15 protein-coding genes are annotated in these 16,877 nt (G+C 56.6%); 5 read left to right on the forward strand and 10 right to left on the reverse strand.

Features of this window, described 5'->3' with window-relative positions; translation table 11 throughout:
* Window positions 1–137 precede the first annotated feature (137 nt).
* Complete coding sequence (locus FHW66_RS00370) at window positions 138–1,166, reverse strand: zinc-binding alcohol dehydrogenase family protein (RefSeq protein ID WP_183378594.1); 1,029 nt, start codon at window positions 1,164–1,166, stop codon at window positions 138–140.
* 181 nt (window positions 1,167–1,347) lie between these two features.
* Here FHW66_RS00370 and FHW66_RS00375 point away from each other — a divergent pair, with 181 nt between their 5' ends.
* Window positions 1,348–2,265: a LysR family transcriptional regulator gene (locus tag FHW66_RS00375; protein WP_183377747.1), complete on the forward strand. Its 918-nt coding sequence runs from the start codon at window positions 1,348–1,350 to the stop codon at window positions 2,263–2,265.
* 101 nt (window positions 2,266–2,366) lie between these two features.
* Here the strand turns inward: FHW66_RS00375 and FHW66_RS00380 are convergent, their stop codons facing one another.
* Complete coding sequence (locus FHW66_RS00380) at window positions 2,367–2,678, reverse strand: BON domain-containing protein (RefSeq protein ID WP_183377748.1); 312 nt, start codon at window positions 2,676–2,678, stop codon at window positions 2,367–2,369.
* A 315-nt stretch (window positions 2,679–2,993) separates the two neighbouring features.
* Here FHW66_RS00380 and FHW66_RS00385 point away from each other — a divergent pair, with 315 nt between their 5' ends.
* Window positions 2,994–4,262, forward strand: a complete 1,269-nt coding sequence (locus FHW66_RS00385; RefSeq protein ID WP_370543423.1) for an FAD-dependent oxidoreductase — start codon at window positions 2,994–2,996, stop codon at window positions 4,260–4,262.
* A 177-nt stretch (window positions 4,263–4,439) separates the two neighbouring features.
* Complete coding sequence (locus FHW66_RS00390; RefSeq protein ID WP_183377749.1) at window positions 4,440–5,987, forward strand: NAD(P)H-hydrate dehydratase; 1,548 nt, start codon at window positions 4,440–4,442, stop codon at window positions 5,985–5,987.
* Here the strand turns inward: FHW66_RS00390 and FHW66_RS00395 are convergent.
* Together FHW66_RS00395 and FHW66_RS00400 are read right to left on the reverse strand one after the other, a co-directional pair.
* Window positions 5,984–6,385, reverse strand: a complete 402-nt coding sequence (locus FHW66_RS00395) for a hypothetical protein (protein ID WP_183377750.1) — start codon at window positions 6,383–6,385, stop codon at window positions 5,984–5,986. The genes FHW66_RS00390 and FHW66_RS00395 overlap by 4 nt on opposite strands.
* Before the next feature lie 387 nt (window positions 6,386–6,772).
* Window positions 6,773–7,492, reverse strand: a complete 720-nt coding sequence (locus tag FHW66_RS00400) for an ABC transporter ATP-binding protein (RefSeq protein ID WP_183377751.1) — start codon at window positions 7,490–7,492, stop codon at window positions 6,773–6,775.
* A gap of 70 nt (window positions 7,493–7,562) precedes the next feature.
* Between FHW66_RS00400 and FHW66_RS00405 the strand changes: the two genes are divergently transcribed.
* On the forward strand, window positions 7,563–8,144 hold the full coding sequence (locus tag FHW66_RS00405; RefSeq protein ID WP_304607788.1) for an arylesterase: 582 nt from the start codon (window positions 7,563–7,565) through the stop codon (window positions 8,142–8,144).
* Window positions 8,145–8,163: 19 nt separating this feature from the next.
* On the opposite strand, the gene FHW66_RS00410 is transcribed toward FHW66_RS00405, so the two are convergent.
* The 3 genes from FHW66_RS00410 to FHW66_RS00420 all read right to left on the reverse strand — a co-directional run bounded on the left by FHW66_RS00410 (window position 8,164) and on the right by FHW66_RS00420 (window position 12,713).
* Window positions 8,164–8,949: a glutamine amidotransferase gene (locus FHW66_RS00410; RefSeq protein WP_183377752.1), complete on the reverse strand. Its 786-nt coding sequence runs from the start codon at window positions 8,947–8,949 to the stop codon at window positions 8,164–8,166.
* 237 nt (window positions 8,950–9,186) lie between these two features.
* Window positions 9,187–11,127 carry a SurA N-terminal domain-containing protein gene (locus tag FHW66_RS00415; protein ID WP_183377753.1) on the reverse strand — a complete coding sequence of 647 codons (1,941 nt, stop codon included), beginning with the start codon at window positions 11,125–11,127 and terminating at the stop codon, window positions 9,187–9,189.
* A 380-nt stretch (window positions 11,128–11,507) separates the two neighbouring features.
* The gene (locus FHW66_RS00420) at window positions 11,508–12,713 is read right to left on the reverse strand and encodes a sterol desaturase family protein (RefSeq protein WP_370543427.1); all 1,206 of its coding nucleotides are present in this window, start codon (window positions 12,711–12,713) and stop codon (window positions 11,508–11,510) included.
* A gap of 268 nt (window positions 12,714–12,981) precedes the next feature.
* On the opposite strand from FHW66_RS00420, the gene FHW66_RS00425 reads away from it, so the two are divergent.
* Complete coding sequence (locus FHW66_RS00425; RefSeq protein WP_370543422.1) at window positions 12,982–13,224, forward strand: hypothetical protein; 243 nt, start codon at window positions 12,982–12,984, stop codon at window positions 13,222–13,224.
* A gap of 131 nt (window positions 13,225–13,355) precedes the next feature.
* On the opposite strand, the gene FHW66_RS00430 is transcribed toward FHW66_RS00425, so the two are convergent.
* The 3 genes from FHW66_RS00430 to FHW66_RS00440 are packed head-to-tail and all read right to left on the reverse strand — an operon-like array spanning window position 13,356 to window position 16,833.
* Complete coding sequence (locus FHW66_RS00430) at window positions 13,356–14,609, reverse strand: phenylacetate--CoA ligase family protein (RefSeq protein WP_183377755.1); 1,254 nt, start codon at window positions 14,607–14,609, stop codon at window positions 13,356–13,358.
* A 44-nt stretch (window positions 14,610–14,653) separates the two neighbouring features.
* Window positions 14,654–15,457 (reverse strand): ABC transporter ATP-binding protein, encoded by an 804-nt coding sequence (locus tag FHW66_RS00435; protein WP_183378598.1) that lies wholly within the window; start codon window positions 15,455–15,457, stop codon window positions 14,654–14,656.
* Window positions 15,458–15,510: 53 nt separating this feature from the next.
* Complete coding sequence (locus tag FHW66_RS00440) at window positions 15,511–16,833, reverse strand: ABC transporter substrate-binding protein (protein ID WP_183377756.1); 1,323 nt, start codon at window positions 16,831–16,833, stop codon at window positions 15,511–15,513.
* Between the last annotated feature and the right edge of the window lie 44 nt (window positions 16,834–16,877).

Raw genomic sequence — 16,877 nt, forward strand, 5'->3', positions numbered from 1 at the left:
TTTCATGCCATGGCTGCGGGAAACAAACTGCAGAAACCGGGGCTGGCACGAAAACCGGCATTATACCCTGAGCGCCCTGTTCCGGCCCAGCGAAACCGCCATCCGGGCGGCGGCGCAGATACGCCGCCCACCTCCCGCTAGAAATCCTTGAGCACAATCTTGCCAACCGCGCGCCCGGCCTCCAGTTCAGCATGGGCACTCCGCAGATTGGCAGCGTTGATCGGTGACAACAACTTGTTCAGTGTAGTGCGAATCTCGCCCTGATCCACCAGTTGCGCTACCGCATCCAGTAACTTGCCCTGTTCATCCATGTCAGCGGTCTGGAACATGGACCGGGTGAACATGAATTCCCAGACAAAACCGGCACTTTTTGCTTTCAGGAGAGAAACATCGAGTGGTGCTGCATTTTCGACAATGGTCGCGATACTGCCCTGCGGCCGCACCACCTGCGCTGCGGTCGGGAAGTGGCGGTCGGTATCGTTGAGGATCAGCACGTAATCCACCTCGGCATGACCTAACGCAGCCAGTTGCGCCGGGATGTCGCCAAAGTGATCAATTACTGCATGCGCACCAAGCTCTTGCACCCACTGACGCGATTCAGGACGGGAAGCCGTAGCAATCACGTGCAGTGAAGTCAGCCGCGCTGCCAGCTGAATCGCAATCGAGCCCACCCCACCGGCGCCACCGATCATCAAGATGCTGCGCTGGCGCTGACCAGCCAACAGCTGTGCCTGCCGCGGCACATGCAGGCGCTCAAACAGGGCTTCCCAGGCGGTAATGGCGGTCAGCGGCAAAGCGGCAGCCTGTTCCAGACTGAGACTTGCCGGGGCATGGCCGACAATCCGCTCATCCACCAGTTGATACTCACTATTGCTGCCGGGGCGAGTGATATCACCGGCGTAATACACCCGGTCGCCCGGCTTGAAACCGGTGACCTCCGGTCCCACTGCCTCGACCACCCCAGCGGCATCCCAACCGAGCACACGTGGTGAGTCTTCCAGCTTGTCCTTGGGGGCGCGGACCTTGACGTCTACCGGATTAACGGCGATTGCCTTGACGGCGACCAGCAAGTCTCGGCCTTGCGGCTCCGGGCGCGGCAGGGTGACGTCGATCAACGACTCCGGGTGATCAATCGGCAGGTAGCGGTGCAGTGCAACTGCCTTCATGGTGCTGTTTGTCGTATTGTCTGTCGTGTTTGCTGTCGTGCTACTCATGATGCTTCATCCTTATCCAAGACCTGGGACATCCAGGCATGCACACAGTATGAAACGATCGCCAAATCAGATAAATAGCGTTAAATTTGAATTACTTACAAATTTAATTTGAAAATACCTTTCACTATTTCTCATGCTGGCAACCAACGACCTGCAACTCCTGATTCACACTGCGGACAGCGGCAGCCTGTCACAGGCAGCACGCTTGCTCGGCATCCTGCCGGCCACCGCCAGCGCCAGCCTCAAGCGGATTGAACAGCGGCTCAACACACGCCTGTTCGCCCGCTCGACGCGCAGCATGCGACTGACTGCGGACGGTGAAATTTTTCTGGCTTACTGTCGTGATGCACTGGCTTTGCTGACCGAGGGCGAGCACCTGCTCAGCAGCAGCAAAGCAGCCATTGGCGGCCATTTGAGGCTATCGATGCCGTCCGACATAGGACGTAATGTCCTGGTGCCCTGGCTGAACGAGTTTCAGGATGAATATCGCGATGTGCGCCTGACGCTGCAATTCTCAGACCGCATTGCAGACCTCTTTCGGGATGCCATCGACGTCGCTATCCGCTCGGGGCCGCTGGAGGACTCGTCACTGGTATCCCAACAATTAGCCATCGGCCGCCGGGTGCTGGTAGCAGCGCCCTCCTACCTCGACAAGCGTGGCACACCGCAGTCGCCGGCCGATCTGCGTGCGCATAACTGCCTGCTCTTTTACCTCAAGCAGGGCTTATTCAATCAGTGGCGATTTTTCGATGGCCGTCAGCATCAGGACATCAAGGTACAAGGCGACCGCATGACCGACGATGCCGCCATCGCCCGTGAATGGGCTGTCGCTGCCAAAGGTATTGCCTACAAATCCTGGATCGACGTCCGCAGCGATGTGCGTGCAGGCCGATTGATTACCGTTCTCGACAGTTACACGCAAGAGCCGATCCCGCTCAATGCCGTCTACCCCCACCGCAACAGCGCATCGCCAACGGTGCGGGCGCTACTCAAATACTTGCGGCAGCGTTTCGATCAGCTACACGGTGCGGATGAAACGGTTACAGGCTGATGCCGCATCTCACCACCAAACAACAAGGCCCACAGCGCGAGGCACTCTCGCTGTGGGCCTTGCACAACACGCGATGAGCGTCAGACGGCCGGATGGTCCTGCTATTTGACAATCAGGCTGTTTTTGACACCCTTGACCCCCTCAACAGTACGGGCCACTTCTGCCGCCCTGAGCGCCATCGAACTGGAGCCCACGAAACCACTGAGTTGCACGACTCCCTTGAAGGTAGTCACGCTGATTTCGAGCGACTTCAGCGTCGGCTCCTGGAAAATCGCCGTCTTGACCTTGGTCGTCACCACGGTGTCGTCGATGATCTGACCGGTACTCGGTTGTTGCGGAGTATCAGCGCAACCAGCGAGAAACAGCACAACCATGGCCAGGAAGAATGCGGCAAAACGTTTGGAAAATGTCATAAAGTCACCTTTTCATAGGACGAGGGGTTAGTTAATCATACGCAATCGGATCGCGCTTGCTCGTGCTGTACATCCGATGGATTGCCAAGCTAAGAACAGATTCTGCACGCGAGGTTCCCGCCAGCAAAGATTGCCATGATTTCAGAATCCCTGCGTTACAAGAATATCTGCGCCGCATTATTGCACCCTGTACTTGGAAAAAAAACCCGGATCGTCGCTCTCAACCCATGTTGATTTGGTATCATTCAGGCCGCATAACAGCGGCCCGGCGCCGTGATAACGCACCGGCCGGCTTTCATTTAATGACGATACATAGTGACGCACAATAAAACACTAAAACAGATTGCCATTGTCGGCGGCGGACTGTCGGGGGTCTCAACCGCCTATTTCCTGGCCCGTGCCGGTTACGAGGTCAGCGTACTGGAGCGACGCGCCAACGTGGCCGAAGAAGCCACCTTTGGCAACTCCGGGCTGCTCGCGCCCTGTGCCGTGCAGCCGTTGGTGCTGCCCGGCATCATCAAGTCGGCGTTCTCCAATCTGCTCCATAACGAGCCACCGATACTGGTTAAATCCGGGTTCAGCCCACGCAGCTTGCGCTGGGCGCGCAAATCACAACGCGCCGTAGAAGACAGCTTCGCCAGCAACAAGCAGAACCTGACCCGCTTATCCGCCTACGGCCAGATGCTCACGCATCACCTGCAGGAACACTACGCGCTGGAGCAGGAAAACAGCGTCGGCCTGCTCCATCTGTTCCGCCAACAGGCGGATGCGGCGCGCTGCGCGTCGATTCAGGACGAGTTGCAACAGTTCGAATTACCCCGCAAACAGATCGATCCCAAAGAAATTGTCCGCATTGAACCCGCCTTCCAGTCGCCCACACCACTGGTAGACGCTATGTACTACCCGCGTGACAGCGCCGGCAATTGCGTGTTGTTCGTCAAGCAATTGCGCGCCATTGCGCAGTCAATCGGCGTGCAGTTCCATTTTTCAGAGACAGTCACTGCGCTGCGCCCCGAACTTGGCGGCCGCGTCGCCATTGAGCTGGGCGAACAAAGTCTGACCGTTGACGGCGTCGTGCTCGCCGCAGGCATACAGAATCAAGCCTTGCTCAAGCCACTGGGTGTGACATTACCGCTGTGCGCCGTACAAAGCTACAACGCCATGGCACCGATCAAGAACCTCGACGAAGCCCCCAACACGGTCCTGTTTGACGAAACCTATAAGGTTGCTATCGCCCGCGTGGGTAACCGCATCCGGGTCTCCGGCCTGCTCGGTTTTGTCCCGGCCACTGAACAGCCTCACCCAAAAGCCATCGCTAGCCTGCTCAAGGTCGCTAATGACTTTTATCCGAACGCGGCCAACTTCAATACTGCCAACTTCTGGGCCAGCACGGTCGCCTTACAGCCCAACGGCATGCCACTGGTCGGCGCCACCACGCACGGCAACATCTACCTCAATACTGCACATGGTGCGCACGGCTGGGCAGCCGCCGTCGGCTCGGCCAAACTGCTGGCCGACGCCATCAGTGGCCGTGAACCGGAGATTGACAGTACCGGGCTGCTCACCACTCAAGCCGGTGCCTGAGCAGATCCTCACGCATGGCAAGTCTGATAATACAGATTTGCCATGCGCATACGACCGTGCAGGATCAATGCAACTTGGCATAGAATAGATTCGACGGCAGGTCCTCTGCGCCAATCCCCTGCATTTTGTCCGATTCACACGATTCACCACGATTAAACTCACCGGGCTGCGTGACCTATGAATGCGCTTTATTCGGTTGCCGAAATTCGCCAGATCGAACATGCCGCCCAGGCAGCGCTGCCCCCATTCACCCTCATGCAACGTGCCGGCCAGGCCTGTGCCCGGCGTACCTTGCAACTGCTGGAAGGCAAGCTTGCAGATCCGGCGCAGCTGCACGTTCTGATTCTGGCGGGCCCCGGCAATAATGGTGGCGATGCACTCGAAGCAGCGTTCCACCTCGCTCAGGCGGGACTGCAAGTCAGCATCGCCCTGGCTGGCGACGAGCAGGCCCGCTCCGAAGAAGCTCGCCAAGCCCTGCAACGCGCTCGTTCGGCAATACCGCACTTCCTCGACCTGAACGACCCATCGACTGCAAACCTGCTCGCCGCGCACCCATGGGCGCTGGTGCTGGATGGCTTGCTCGGCATCGGCCTGACGCGGCCGGTTGATGGCAAGTTGCGCAGCTGCATCGAACAGGTCAATCGTCTGACCTGCCCGATCCTGGCTATTGACGTTGCCAGCGGCCTCAATGCCGACACCGGCAGCATCATCAGCGGCGGCAGCGCCATTCGCGCTACCCACACCCTCAGCTTCATCGGCGACAAGCCTGGCCTGCACACCTGCGATGGTCAGGATTACAGCGGCGAGGTCAGCGTTGACGCGCTCGCTATTCCTGCCAGCCTGTTCCTGCCGGCCCAAGCACATCTGAACGACCTTGACCTGTTCGCCAGCGCGCTCAAGGTACGCCCCGGCAACAGTCACAAAGGCAGTTACGGCGACGTCATTGTGGTAGGTGGTGCGCATGGCATGGGCGGCGCACCGGTACTGGCTGCGCGTATGGCTGCCTATGCCGGCAGCGGCCGAGTATTCATTGCCTTCGTCGATGATGCGCCCGCCTATGACAGCGTGCATCCCGAGTTGATGATGCGCCAGGCTGACCGGGTCGAGTTTGGTTCCGCCAGTGTCGTGGTCGGCCCCGGACTGGGTACGTCGCGTCATGCACATGATGTGCTGGCGCGTGCGCTCGATGCACAGGGCCGCATTGTCGTTGATGCCGATGCCCTCAATCTGATCGCCGCCGAACCCGGTCTGCAATTCAAGCTGCAAAACCGCGCACCGGAGGGCGATGATGTGCTCTGCAACAGCATCATTACGCCGCATCCGCTGGAGGCGGCACGCCTGCTCGACAGCACCACTGCCAAGGTACAGGGTAATCGCCCACTAGCGGCACGTTTGCTGGCGCAGCATTTCAGGTGCATCGCCATTCTCAAAGGTGCCGGTACGGTGATTGCGTTCCCTGATGGCCGCATTGTGATCAATCCCACCGGCAATCCGGCGCTGTCTACGGCCGGTACCGGCGATGTGTTATCCGGCCTGAGCGGTGCTCTGCTGGCACAAGGCTGGCCCACGGCAGAAGCCGCGCTGGCGGCGGTCTGGATGCATGGCAAGGCTGCCGATGTGCTGGTCGAACAAGGAATCGGGCCGGTCGGCATGACTGCCAGCGAAGTCATTCCAGCAATTCGCCGACTCTTCAATCAAATCATTCGCGAGCACGCACGGGACTAAACCGGCTGGGTTGCTGCTTCCTCTGCATCAGCCTCTTCGGTGCTGAGGTCCATCTCGTTGAAGAACGCCACTTGCCGCCGTGCTTCATCGCGTAAGAGCCCGGCGGAGGCAATCGCTAGCCGTTTCAACTGATCCGAATACACGATGCCGACGGCTGGTGCGGCTGTCTGACCGTCATCGGCATCGTCATTGGCGGCGCGTTCGAGTTCGCTGGAATAAATGATTTGCAGGCAGGCGTGAATGCCGGCGGAAACATCGAGCGTGGTTTCAACAAAGTTGCCGTAGCTACTGCCTTGCTGTTCGCCTTCTATCCAGTGAAAATCTTGATGGGTGGGAGTGTTGGGGTTGGGGCGGTTGTTAGTGGAATGACGGGCGGAACTGCTGTCGTTGTCGATCATGGAGCCTCCGTTGGGTACGCTGAAAGGTACCAGCCAGCTCCTCGCCTGTTGAGGGTGGCGGGCACAAGACAGGGTTGACGAACCGGGGCTATATCAAACCGGCACACCCGAAGGTGTCCCTGCCAAGACCCGCCGTAGAGACGAGCAAAAGCAGGACGAAAAAAACGCGTCACAAGGACGCGGCTTTTCGCCGATATAACCAACAGGTCGTCAAACCTGATCCCTCTCTTTTTTAGGGATGCATTGAGGATACCGTTCGCTAAAACGATGGTCAACGTTTATTGCCCAATTCCCAATTACATGTCTTCGCTGATTCTGGTTTTTCTTCGGACGACCTAGCCGGGGGTGGCCCGAAGAAAAACCAGAATCAGCGAAGAAATGGACCGCCTACCGCTGCTCCACCAAGCGACCAGCAGCAATCGTAATCGACTGCGCACAACGTGCCGCAATCGAAGCATCATGCGTCACCAGCACCAATGTCGAGCCCCGTTCACGATTCAATGCAAACATCAGCTCGATGACCGCAGCCCCGGTAGCAGCATCCAGACTACCTGTTGGTTCATCGGCCAGCAGCAACGGTGGCTCCGTCACAAACGCGCGCGCCAACGCCACCCGCTGTTGTTCTCCACCGGAAAGATAACGCGGATAGTGTTTAAGGCGGCTACCAAGACCAACTCGCTCCAGCATCTGCTCAGCCTTACGCCGCGCCTCGCGGTCGCCGCGCAGCTCCAGCGGCAACATCACATTTTCAAGCGCATTCAGATGCCCAAGCAATTGAAACGACTGGAACACAAAGCCCAGCTGTTGCTTACGCACAGCAGCACGCCCATCTTCATCAAGGGCAAAAATATCAACGCCGCCAATCTTGACGCACCCTTCGCTCGGCGTATCAAGACCGGCCAACAAACCGAGCAACGTCGACTTGCCCGAACCGGACGCGCCGACGATCGCCAACGTGGTTGCGGTAGCCACGTTAAAATTGATATCGCGCAAAATCTCCAGCTGGTGTGCAGGGTCAGCACCGGTCGTGCCGGAAACATCGGCAACGCGCTTGGATAAATGGATGACTTCAATGGCAGCAGCAGAACTTACTAAGGAATCAGGCATGCAATACGAGGACGTCAGGTTAATCGGAATGAGGATACGGGCATGCTTGGTATCGATCGCATTATTGAGCATGCTGATCATGCCAGCGGCTGCTCATTCTGCACCAAAAACCTTGCTCGTGCTGGGCGATAGTCTCTCGGCTGAATATGGGCTGGGCCGTGGCACCGGCTGGGTTGCCTTGCTGGAGCAACGTCTCAAACAGCAAAAGATCGACGTCACCATCGTTAATGCCAGCATCAGCGGCGAAACCACCATCGGCGGCAAAACCCGGCTGCCCGCGCTATTGAGCAAACACGCACCGGCTGTGGTGATCATCGAACTAGGCGCCAACGATGCACTGCGAGGCCTGCAATTGAGCGACACCAAGGCCAATCTGCAAGCAATGATTGACATGGCACGTCAGGCCAAGGCCAAGGTACTGCTGGTCGGCATGCAGATTCCGCCTAATTACGGCCCTGACTATACCCGGCAGTTTGCCAATCTGTTCCCACAGGCGGCGCAGCAGAACAAGCTGGCGCTGGTGCCCTTCCTGCTACAAAACGTGGCCGATAAACCAGCCCTGTTCCAGGCGGATCACCTACATCCGATTGAACAGGCGCAGCCGACATTGCTGGACAATGTCTGGCCGCATCTCAAACCGTTGGTGAAATAAGGCTGCTCAGTGAGCCCGTTCAGGCGTGCAGGCGCAGGAAGCGGCGCAACAGTTCAATCGACTGTGGCGTCTCTTTGACGCACTGGCACAACTGGGTAGCGTCGATGCCATTTTCCCGATAGGTATCGGTGTAATAGGTCAGATGCGCCTTGACGAAGTCAGTGCTGAACTCTGGATGGAACTGGGTTGAATAGATCGTCGGAGCCAGCTTGAGCATGTGATACGGATCTTTCGGCGAGCTGCCCAAAACCACCGCACCTGGCGGCGGTTCCAGCACTACCTGGGTATGCAGCATGTGCGCTGCGAAGCTCTCAGGTGCATCTTGCAGCAAGGCATCATTGGCTGCGGCGGCATGCTTGGTAACCGCCATCGTGCCAGCCACCTTGCCGTTCGGGTTGTAACCAACCTTGCCGCCAAAGGCATAGGACAGCAACTGATGGCCATAGCACACCCCAAACATTGGTAAACCAGTTTCCGCCGCCTCACGTAACCATTGCGCTGTTTGCTCGCTCCACGCGACCTGATCGGTGACCATGGTCGGCGATCCGGTGATCAGCACGGCACGATAGTGGTTTGGCGCACGCAGTGCATGCCCCTGAAAGACGGAAACAATTTCCGTCTCGTGATCAGCCAACCCTGCCGCCTGTTGCAGCTGCACGGCATAGTTACCAAAGGCATCTTTCAATTCGTCATTGGGATCGCCAGTGTGAATGATGAGAACCGGTGCAGAAGTGGAGCCAGAAGTGGAGCCAGAAGGTGAGCCAGAAGAAGAAGTTGGTGCTGACGCAAACGTTTGGGAGGACATTGGAGCAGACATCGAAGCAGGTTTTAGGGAGGTGCTGCGCAGGTTGATGAGCCTTTGTTGCTTTTAATTGTACGTTCAGCTGACCGTTTTGGGCATAAAAAAAGGCCACTTCCGTGACCTTTTTGTGCCTTCTTGGTGACTTATTCCTCACCTTCTTTCGGATTCGGACAAAAAATTTGTGATTTATTCAATAAAAACCACTTTTTTTGCCCGATTTACCCGCGTTATCCGTTTTCCTCAATTGGCCTTGTCGGCATTACCAGCAACAGCTGGCGCAGGCAAGTTAGCGCCCTTGAGCAACTTGGTCTTGGCCTTTTCGCGGAGGAAATCGATATAAGCCAGCATTTCCTGTTGCGCCAAGGAATTGCCGATCTGGTCCTGCTCTGCCTTACGGCGGGCAACATCCGGATTGGCAGGCTCAGCCAGCTTGGTAATGCGGAACACGCTATAGCCCTGCCCTGGCAGCTCCACACCGGTAAAGGCTGGCAACTTGGTGGCATCAGCCTTCATCACAGCCAGCAATGCTGCCTGATTCCAGCCCTCGGTCTTGGCACGCGAGGCGACCCGCTCAGCACCGAAACCGGCGCTGTCATCCTTGATCTTCAAGGCCGCCAATTTGGCTTCACCAGCCTTTTGCGCCAACACCAGCGCTTCTTGCTGTACGACCAGCTCACGTACCTGGCTCTTGACATCGTCAAATGCACGCTTGGTCACTGGCTTATATTCAACGATACGACCAGAGATGAGCGTATTGGGAGCAACCTGTACGGCTTCAGTATTGTGCTTGCCCTTGATGGCGTCATCCACAAACAGTGCCGCCAGGAACTTGGGATTATTGAACGGCGCTGTCGCAGGGATGGCCAGATTAGGCTGACGGGTAACGCCCGCAGCCGACTGGACTGTCAATTTCAGCTTGTCAGCGACCGGCTTGAGGCTATCGCCCTGTTCGTAGACGGTATTGCTGAAGGTATCAGCCATTTCGGCATATTTTTTGGCAGCCAGCTGCTTTTTGATGTCAGCACTGATCTCGGCTTTCACTTCGTCAAACGGCTTGGCAGCCGCAGCCTTGATGCCGGTCAGTTCAATGATGTGATAACCGAACTCAGATTCAACGGGTGCACTGATCTCGCCTTGCTTCAAGCCAAAAGCGACATCTTCAAATGCCTTCACCATGGCGCCACGGGCAAAGAAGCCCAGATCGCCACCCTGCTCCTTGGAGCCTGGATCTTGCGAATTGGCCTTGGCCAGCTTGGCGAAGTCACCCGGATTCTTGCGCAACTGCGCCACCAGTTCATCGGCGCGCGCCTTGACGGCAGCCTTTTCAGCAGCCGATGCATCGGGCTTGACGGTCAGCAGGATATGGCTGGCGCGACGTTGTTCTTCGGTCGAGTATTGCTTGATGTTTTGATCGTAGTAGGACTTGGCATCTGCATCCGACACAGTGACCTGGGATGCCACAGCAGCATTGTCCAGCACCACATATTCAATCTTGGCTTGCTCAGGCACTTCAAACTTGCTGATGTTCTTGTCGTAGTAAGCCTTGAGCATATCGTCGGTGACCTTGACCTGCGAGACAAAGTCAGATGCCTTGAAGCTCAGTTCCTGCACGGACCGTTCCTGATCGTTCAGGTCCGACAGGCGTTGAGCCACGGTCTTCGGTGCAAAGGCAGTGCCTTCGATCGCGCCAGTCAGTTGCTGCACGGTCAGATCACGTCGCAGGCTGGCCGAAAAACCCGCCGGCGTCAGGCCTTGCGCGGCCAGCAGCACGCGATATTGTTCCTTGTCAAAGCTACCGTCGGCCTTGAGCAGACCCGGAATTTGCATGATGCGTTGTTGCAGCGTCAGATCCGACACGTTCAGATTTTGCTTGCTCACTTCGGCTTGCAGGGCATGTTGGGCAATCAGGTTGTCCAGCACCGCACGGCGTGCTTCGGGGGTATCAAAGACCTTGCTGTCAATCTGGCCACCGGTCATCTGACGCAGGCGCTCTAGCTGCTGTTGCTGGGCGTTATCCCATTCCTGACGGGTAATGGTCTGGCCGGCCACTTTGGCAACGGCATTGTCGCCATCACTGAGACGGCTATAGCCTTCCAGGCCGAACAGCGCAAACGACGGAAAAATAAGCAACAGCAACAAGAATTGCATCAAGCGCTGATGATTACGAATAAATTCAAACATGGTCAGCCGATCACAAACGAAGACATCAGTTACCGCACACAAACTGCCACACTCAGGAACCATATTGCCAAATTAGCGAGCGCGACCGTCTACATGCACGTGGAAACAAAAAAGGCGAACTCACGTTCGCCCTGCATACTCAACTGGCGCAGCGGACCGAATCCGCTTTTTGGTGCACGCTTTGAGCACGTCAAAATCTTTTCAAGGCCAATTAAGCCTTTTCAAGCCCGCTTGAACGGTCCAAAGCGACATCCGCGCGTCATTATACACAGCCGACATCGCATCGTCACCGATCTGGTGCCGGAGCGAGTGCTTCCGGCATGTGAAAAGGCGCATCTTTTTAGCGAATCTGTGCTTTGTTACGTTAATACGTTACTGCCTTATCGCTTTCTATCGTCTCCATCAACTTGCCTTGCCGATACAAGCGGCTTGAACGGAAACGCTTGCTGCTTCAAAAAGCCATTCGGTACATAATCGCCGACCACACCATACTTTTGAGGAAAGCGCTTTTCCGAGTCGACCGCAGTGCCAAACATCCAGTCGATGAACGAAAAATGTGCTGCGTAATTCTTGTCGATTGCCTCGTCATCCGAGGAATGGTGCCAATGGTGAAAATCAGGCGTCACGAATACCTTGCGCAAGGGTCCCCAGTTGATATGAACGTTCGCGTGATTAAACACCGCCTGAAAACCCACCACAATAATGTAGGCATCCAGCACCGGCTTTGAAAAGCCGACGACATACAACGCACCCAGAATCAGCACACGGGTCGCGATGATCTCGAACATATGGAGCCGACTGCCGGCAATCCAGTCCATCACCTCCGATGAGTGATGCACTGCGTGGAATTTCCACAAGTACGGAACCTCGTGGTAGGCACGGTGCACCCAGTATTCGACGAAATCAGCTACGAATACGCACAGCAACAATTGCGGCACGAACCAGATGCCGCTCACGACATCCTGGAGCGTGTCGCGCGCCATCCATCCAAACACGTTGTGGATCACATAGTTTACGACCAGAAGCATGAAGCCAATCAGCAAGTGATTCACGCCAAAATGCACTAGATCGTTTTGCCACGCCTTACGGAAGATCGCCTGCCCCTTGTAGAGGGGAAAGATCTTTTCAAGCGCGATGAAGATGATCGATGAACCCAGCAAATCCAGAATCAACCAATCGAGCCCCAGGTAAGGCGTCCCATCAGCAAAATCTCCCACGGGCACACGTGATCCGCCCAACGCCACGGTCGCCAGAACCAGCAACAGCGCAGCACCGTTGACGCCGCGACTGAGCTTGCGCGCGACATTGGCCAGCGACCAGCCACCGGCAATCAGCAACGCTCCAAGCATGATCTGCCGGATCACGCCAACATCATATTTGGCGCGCAACTCCGGCGTGGTCAGGTACTGAGGAAAATGGAAGGCCAGCACACCCAAAAAGCACAGGATCGCCAAAGTCAACGCCAGAACCCCGCTTGCCAGACCATGTCCGGGCAAGATCTCTCCATCCGTCTGGAGCAGATGCGTGGTCTTGCCTACGACTTCACTGGCAACCTTGACTGGTGCCTGCGCCACAATCCCCGCCATGTGTTTGATATTGCGCTTTGACGCTGCGCGTTCTGAGTTCCCCCTGTCGGACATCTTTACTCCCCAAGTATGATCGTCGCTCGATTTTATCAGCGGCAACATAAATTTAGCGTGCAGAAAATGTGCGCGGCGCAACCAATTCTTAGTGTCGATCATCCAAGGTAAATGCGATGCAAAAATCGTCGTGCAGACACTTGCTTGCTAACATTCCGACGTCGAACTTGATATCATCTTGCTCCGTCCAGCTTCCTGAGACCACCGCAGAACCTTGCTCAATACCCTAACTATGGCCAAGCTCGAAGATATCCTCAAAAAACAAAAACAAGGCGCCCAGTTCGTCCTCTCAGCACCAATGCTGGGCATGTCACTAGAAGAATTCGACACCATTGCGCAGTTGTGGGTCAGCGAAGGCGGTCCCGGATTTTCTGCTGCCGGGGTGCCATTTCGCAAGGTGATCAATGGGGAGTTTCTGATCGCGCGGCTGACCGTCGTCAAGACCGCTGCGGATTAAACAAGCAGATTAAGCAAGCGCCTTAACTAAGAGGCTGTTACGAAATTAGCATAGCTAAGCGCGGTGACACAGACAGTACGAGTAGTACGGCAAGGAGCCGCAACAACGCCACGCTCATTTCGCAACAGCCTCTAGGCATAACTGCGGGCATCTTCGATCACCTTGCCATCATTGGGCAAGCTGCCCAATGCGACAAAGCAGACTTCACCGCGCAGTTTGGTGACATCACGCAAGCTGTCTGCGACCGCAGCGTTCTGCCCTGCTACACCTTGCGGGTCGCTGGTTTCGCAAAGCAGCGTCATGCTGTCGTTGGCCATCTCGCCTGTCACTACCAGCCTCGCCTTGCGGATAGCCGGATGCCGGCGCAAAACATCCGCGACCTGTGAGGGATGGACAAACATGCCACGCACTTTGGTGGTTTGATCTGCACGTCCCAGCCAGCCTTTGATCCGCGTATTGGTCCGGCCGCAGGGTGAGATACCCTCCAGCACCGCCGACATATCGCCCGTCGCGAAACGGATCAACGGGTAATCAGGGTTGAACGAAGTCACAACCACTTCGCCAACTTCACCGGGCTGGACCGGATCACCGGTTCCGGGTCGCACGATTTCAAGAATCAGACTTTCGTCGAGGACCATGCCGGGGTTGACCGCGCCATCGGTCTGGGTCTCATAGGCAATGCTACCGATATCAGCTGATGCATACAGTTGCAGCACCTGCCCGACACCATGCCCATGAAACCAGCTACGCAGCGACGGTGGCAAGGCTTCGCCACTGACCAGTGCACGTTGCAGACTATCAGTCGCCAGCCCCAGTTCAGCGGCCTTCTCGATGATGATCTTAAGGAACGATGGCGTGCCGATATAGGCATCCGGCTGCAAGGCTGCCATGGTGTGCGCCTGCAACTCGGTTTGCCCGATGCCAGCCGGAATGACGGCGCAACCAAGTTTGATGGCCGCGCCTTCCACCATGAATGCGGCTGGCGTGAAATGATAGGAAAAGCAGTTCTGGATCACCTGACCGGCATGCAGGCCGAGCGCCCGTAGTGGTCGCTCGAAGCGCCACCAGTCGGGTGCATGGCCTTCCGGATCGTAAATCGGCCCGGGCGAGACAAACAGGCGCTTCAATGCGCGTGGCGGCGTGACAGTCATCCCGCCAAACGGTAACTGCGCTGCCTGCAAGGTATGCAAATCGGATTTGCGCGTCACTGGCAATTGCGCCAGTGCAGCCCGATGATCAATCGCCTGCGGTACCACACCTTGCAAGATGCTGGCCCAGCCGCTTGCAGCTTGCGCGCGCGCGATCAGGTCGGGCAAGGCCGCCATCAGACTGGCCTCGCGCAGTTCGGGTGAGCGCTGCTCCAAAGAATCGAGGTGGTCGGCCATGAGAGTTCCGTCAGGGGTATCAAAAAAGAAGGTGGTCGATCCGTTCAGGCCAGCCAGCGTTTGCGACGCCGGTAGAACTTCATGTCACGGAAATTCTTGCGTCCTGCTCCGGATACACCGAGATAGAATTCCTTGACATCTTCATTGCTGGCCAGGTCATTGGCAGCGCCTTCCATCACCACCCGGCCATTTTCGAGGATGTAACCGAAGTCGGCATAGCGCAGCGCCACCATGGTGTTTTGCTCGGCCAGCAGGAACGAAACCTTTTCCTTGGTATTGAGATCGCGCACGATTTCGAAAATCTCTTCCACAATCTGTGGTGCCAGTCCCATCGAAGGCTCATCAAGCAGAATCATCGAGGGCTTGGCCATCATGGCGCGACCAATCGCGGTCATCTGCTGCTCGCCACCCGAGGTGTAGCCAGCCTGCGATTGCCGCCTGACCTTCAGGCGCGGGAAATAGGTGTAGATTTTTTCCAGCTCGTTCCTGACCTCGGCATTGCTGATGCCACGGGTGTAGGCACCGGTGAGCAGATTCTCTTCCACCGTCAGGTGACCAAAGCAGTGCCGCCCTTCCATCACCTGAATCACGCCTCGCTTGACCAGATCATGCGGCGTCAGCTGATCCACCCGCTCGCCATTGAACTCGATGCTGCCCTTGGTGACATCCCCACGCTCGGCCGAGAGCAGATTGGAAATCGCCTTCAAAGTGGTGCTCTTACCGGCACCATTGGCGCCCAGCAGAGCCACAATCTTGCCCTGCGGCACCGCCAGAGAAACGCCCTTGAGGACCAGAATCACATGGTCGTAGATGACTTCGATATTATTGATATTGAGTGCAGTACCCATCTGCTGCGACCTTTCCTGCTGGTTTTCGGGAGCGATTGAAGACATAGCGCCGATTACTTCATGCAGGCCGGAGTGATGCCCTTTTCCTTCGCGTACTTGGCAGCCGAGGCTTTGAACAAGGGATGGATCAGGTTCTTGTTACCCTCGATCCAGTCCGATACCAGTACCCATTTGCTGCCATCCCATTGCTGGATCTTGACCTTGCCTGAGCCCTCGTGGTTGTCGCAGGAAGTCTGAATTTCAGGCAACAGACCGGTAGCACCAAGCTGGGTCAGCCGGGCATTGTTGATGTTCAGGTTTTCCAGACCCCAGCGCACGTTCTCGCCACTCATGACTTTGCCTTTGCCGAACTTGGTCTGTGCCGTACGCACCGCTTCAACGGTAGCAATTGCAGCGGAAACGCCACGGTTGTAAAGGATCGATCCAATCTTGGCCTTGTCCTGCAGGTTGCCCTTGCCCGCGCCGTAGACCACCTTTTCAATATCGGCAATGAGCGGCACGTTCTTGCCTGCCACATTCCAGGTGGCAGACATGTAGCCCTTGGCAGCTTCGCCAGCGGGAATCGTGTCCTCTTCCGAACCAGCCCACCAGGAACCAATGATCTTGTCACGCGCATAACCGACCTTTTGCGCAGCCTTGAGTGCGGTCTGGTTCATCACGCCCCAGCCCCAGAAGATCACGTAATCCGGGTTCTCTTGCCGGATTCGCAGCCATTGCGCACCCTGCTCATTGCCGGGATGGGCGACAGGAATTTCCACCAGCTTGAACTTACCCAATGTAGCCTCGGCTTCCAGCGCAACGATGGGTTCTTTGCCATAGGCTGAATCATGGTAGAGGAATGCGATCTTCTTGCCCGCCAGCGAGCCACCGTTCTTGGTGGTCAGGAACTTGACGATGGCGGACACCTGCATCTGATACGTGGTCACAAGCGGAAACGCATACGGAAACACCGAGCCATCCACCGCATCGGTACGACCGTAGCCCATCATCAGCAGTGGCACCTTGTCTTCGACGCTCTTATCGATCAGCGCGTAGGAGATGCCAGTCGCCATGGAATTGATGGCAGTACCGTGCGTTACCGGATTCTTGTTCTTGAGACGCTCGTAGCACTCGACACCCTTGGCATTGTTGTACTCGGTCTCACACTCTTCCCAGGACAGCTTGACACCGTTGATGCCGCCTTCCTTGAGATTGACGTAGTTGAGATAATCCACATAGCCGCCGTAATACGATTGACCATTGGTGCCGTAAGGACCGACCCGATAACTGGGAATCGCGATGAACTGCTCCGTCGCCTGTGCCATCGCAGGCACGGCCGTGACCGACAGGCTGGCTAGCAGACTGGCACCGAATAACAAGCGTTTGAGTGTCTTCATGATCTGGTCTCCTTGGTGTAATTTTCTTTGTAGTTCGTTTCAAC

The sequence above is a fragment of the Herbaspirillum sp. Sphag64 genome (assembly GCF_014192645.1).
Classification (GTDB): Bacteria; Pseudomonadota; Gammaproteobacteria; order Burkholderiales; family Burkholderiaceae_D; genus Herbaspirillum.

Bases quoted from the DNA above. Each gene is read 5' to 3' on its own strand.
- FHW66_RS00440 (WP_183377756.1), bottom strand. From the start codon at position 16,833: ATGAAGACACTCAAACGCTTGTTATTCGGTGCCAGTCTGCTAGCCAGC.
- FHW66_RS00380 (WP_183377748.1), bottom strand. From the start codon at position 2,678: ATGACATTTTCCAAACGTTTTGCCGCATTCTTCCTGGCCATGGTTGTG.
- FHW66_RS00420 (WP_370543427.1), bottom strand. From the start codon at position 12,713: ATGGCGGGGATTGTGGCGCAGGCACCAGTCAAGGTTGCCAGTGAAGTC.
- FHW66_RS00390 (WP_183377749.1), top strand. From the start codon at position 4,440: ATGAATGCGCTTTATTCGGTTGCCGAAATTCGCCAGATCGAACATGCC.
- FHW66_RS00370 (WP_183378594.1), bottom strand. From the start codon at position 1,166: ATGAAGGCAGTTGCACTGCACCGCTACCTGCCGATTGATCACCCGGAG.
- FHW66_RS00415 (WP_183377753.1), bottom strand. From the start codon at position 11,127: ATGTTTGAATTTATTCGTAATCATCAGCGCTTGATGCAATTCTTGTTG.
- FHW66_RS00395 (WP_183377750.1), bottom strand. From the start codon at position 6,385: ATGATCGACAACGACAGCAGTTCCGCCCGTCATTCCACTAACAACCGC.
- FHW66_RS00400 (WP_183377751.1), bottom strand. From the start codon at position 7,492: ATGCCTGATTCCTTAGTAAGTTCTGCTGCTGCCATTGAAGTCATCCAT.
- FHW66_RS00405 (WP_304607788.1), top strand. From the start codon at position 7,563: ATGCTGATCATGCCAGCGGCTGCTCATTCTGCACCAAAAACCTTGCTC.
- FHW66_RS00410 (WP_183377752.1), bottom strand. From the start codon at position 8,949: ATGTCCTCCCAAACGTTTGCGTCAGCACCAACTTCTTCTTCTGGCTCA.
- FHW66_RS00435 (WP_183378598.1), bottom strand. From the start codon at position 15,457: ATGGGTACTGCACTCAATATCAATAATATCGAAGTCATCTACGACCAT.
- FHW66_RS00430 (WP_183377755.1), bottom strand. From the start codon at position 14,609: ATGGCCGACCACCTCGATTCTTTGGAGCAGCGCTCACCCGAACTGCGC.
- FHW66_RS00375 (WP_183377747.1), top strand. From the start codon at position 1,348: ATGCTGGCAACCAACGACCTGCAACTCCTGATTCACACTGCGGACAGC.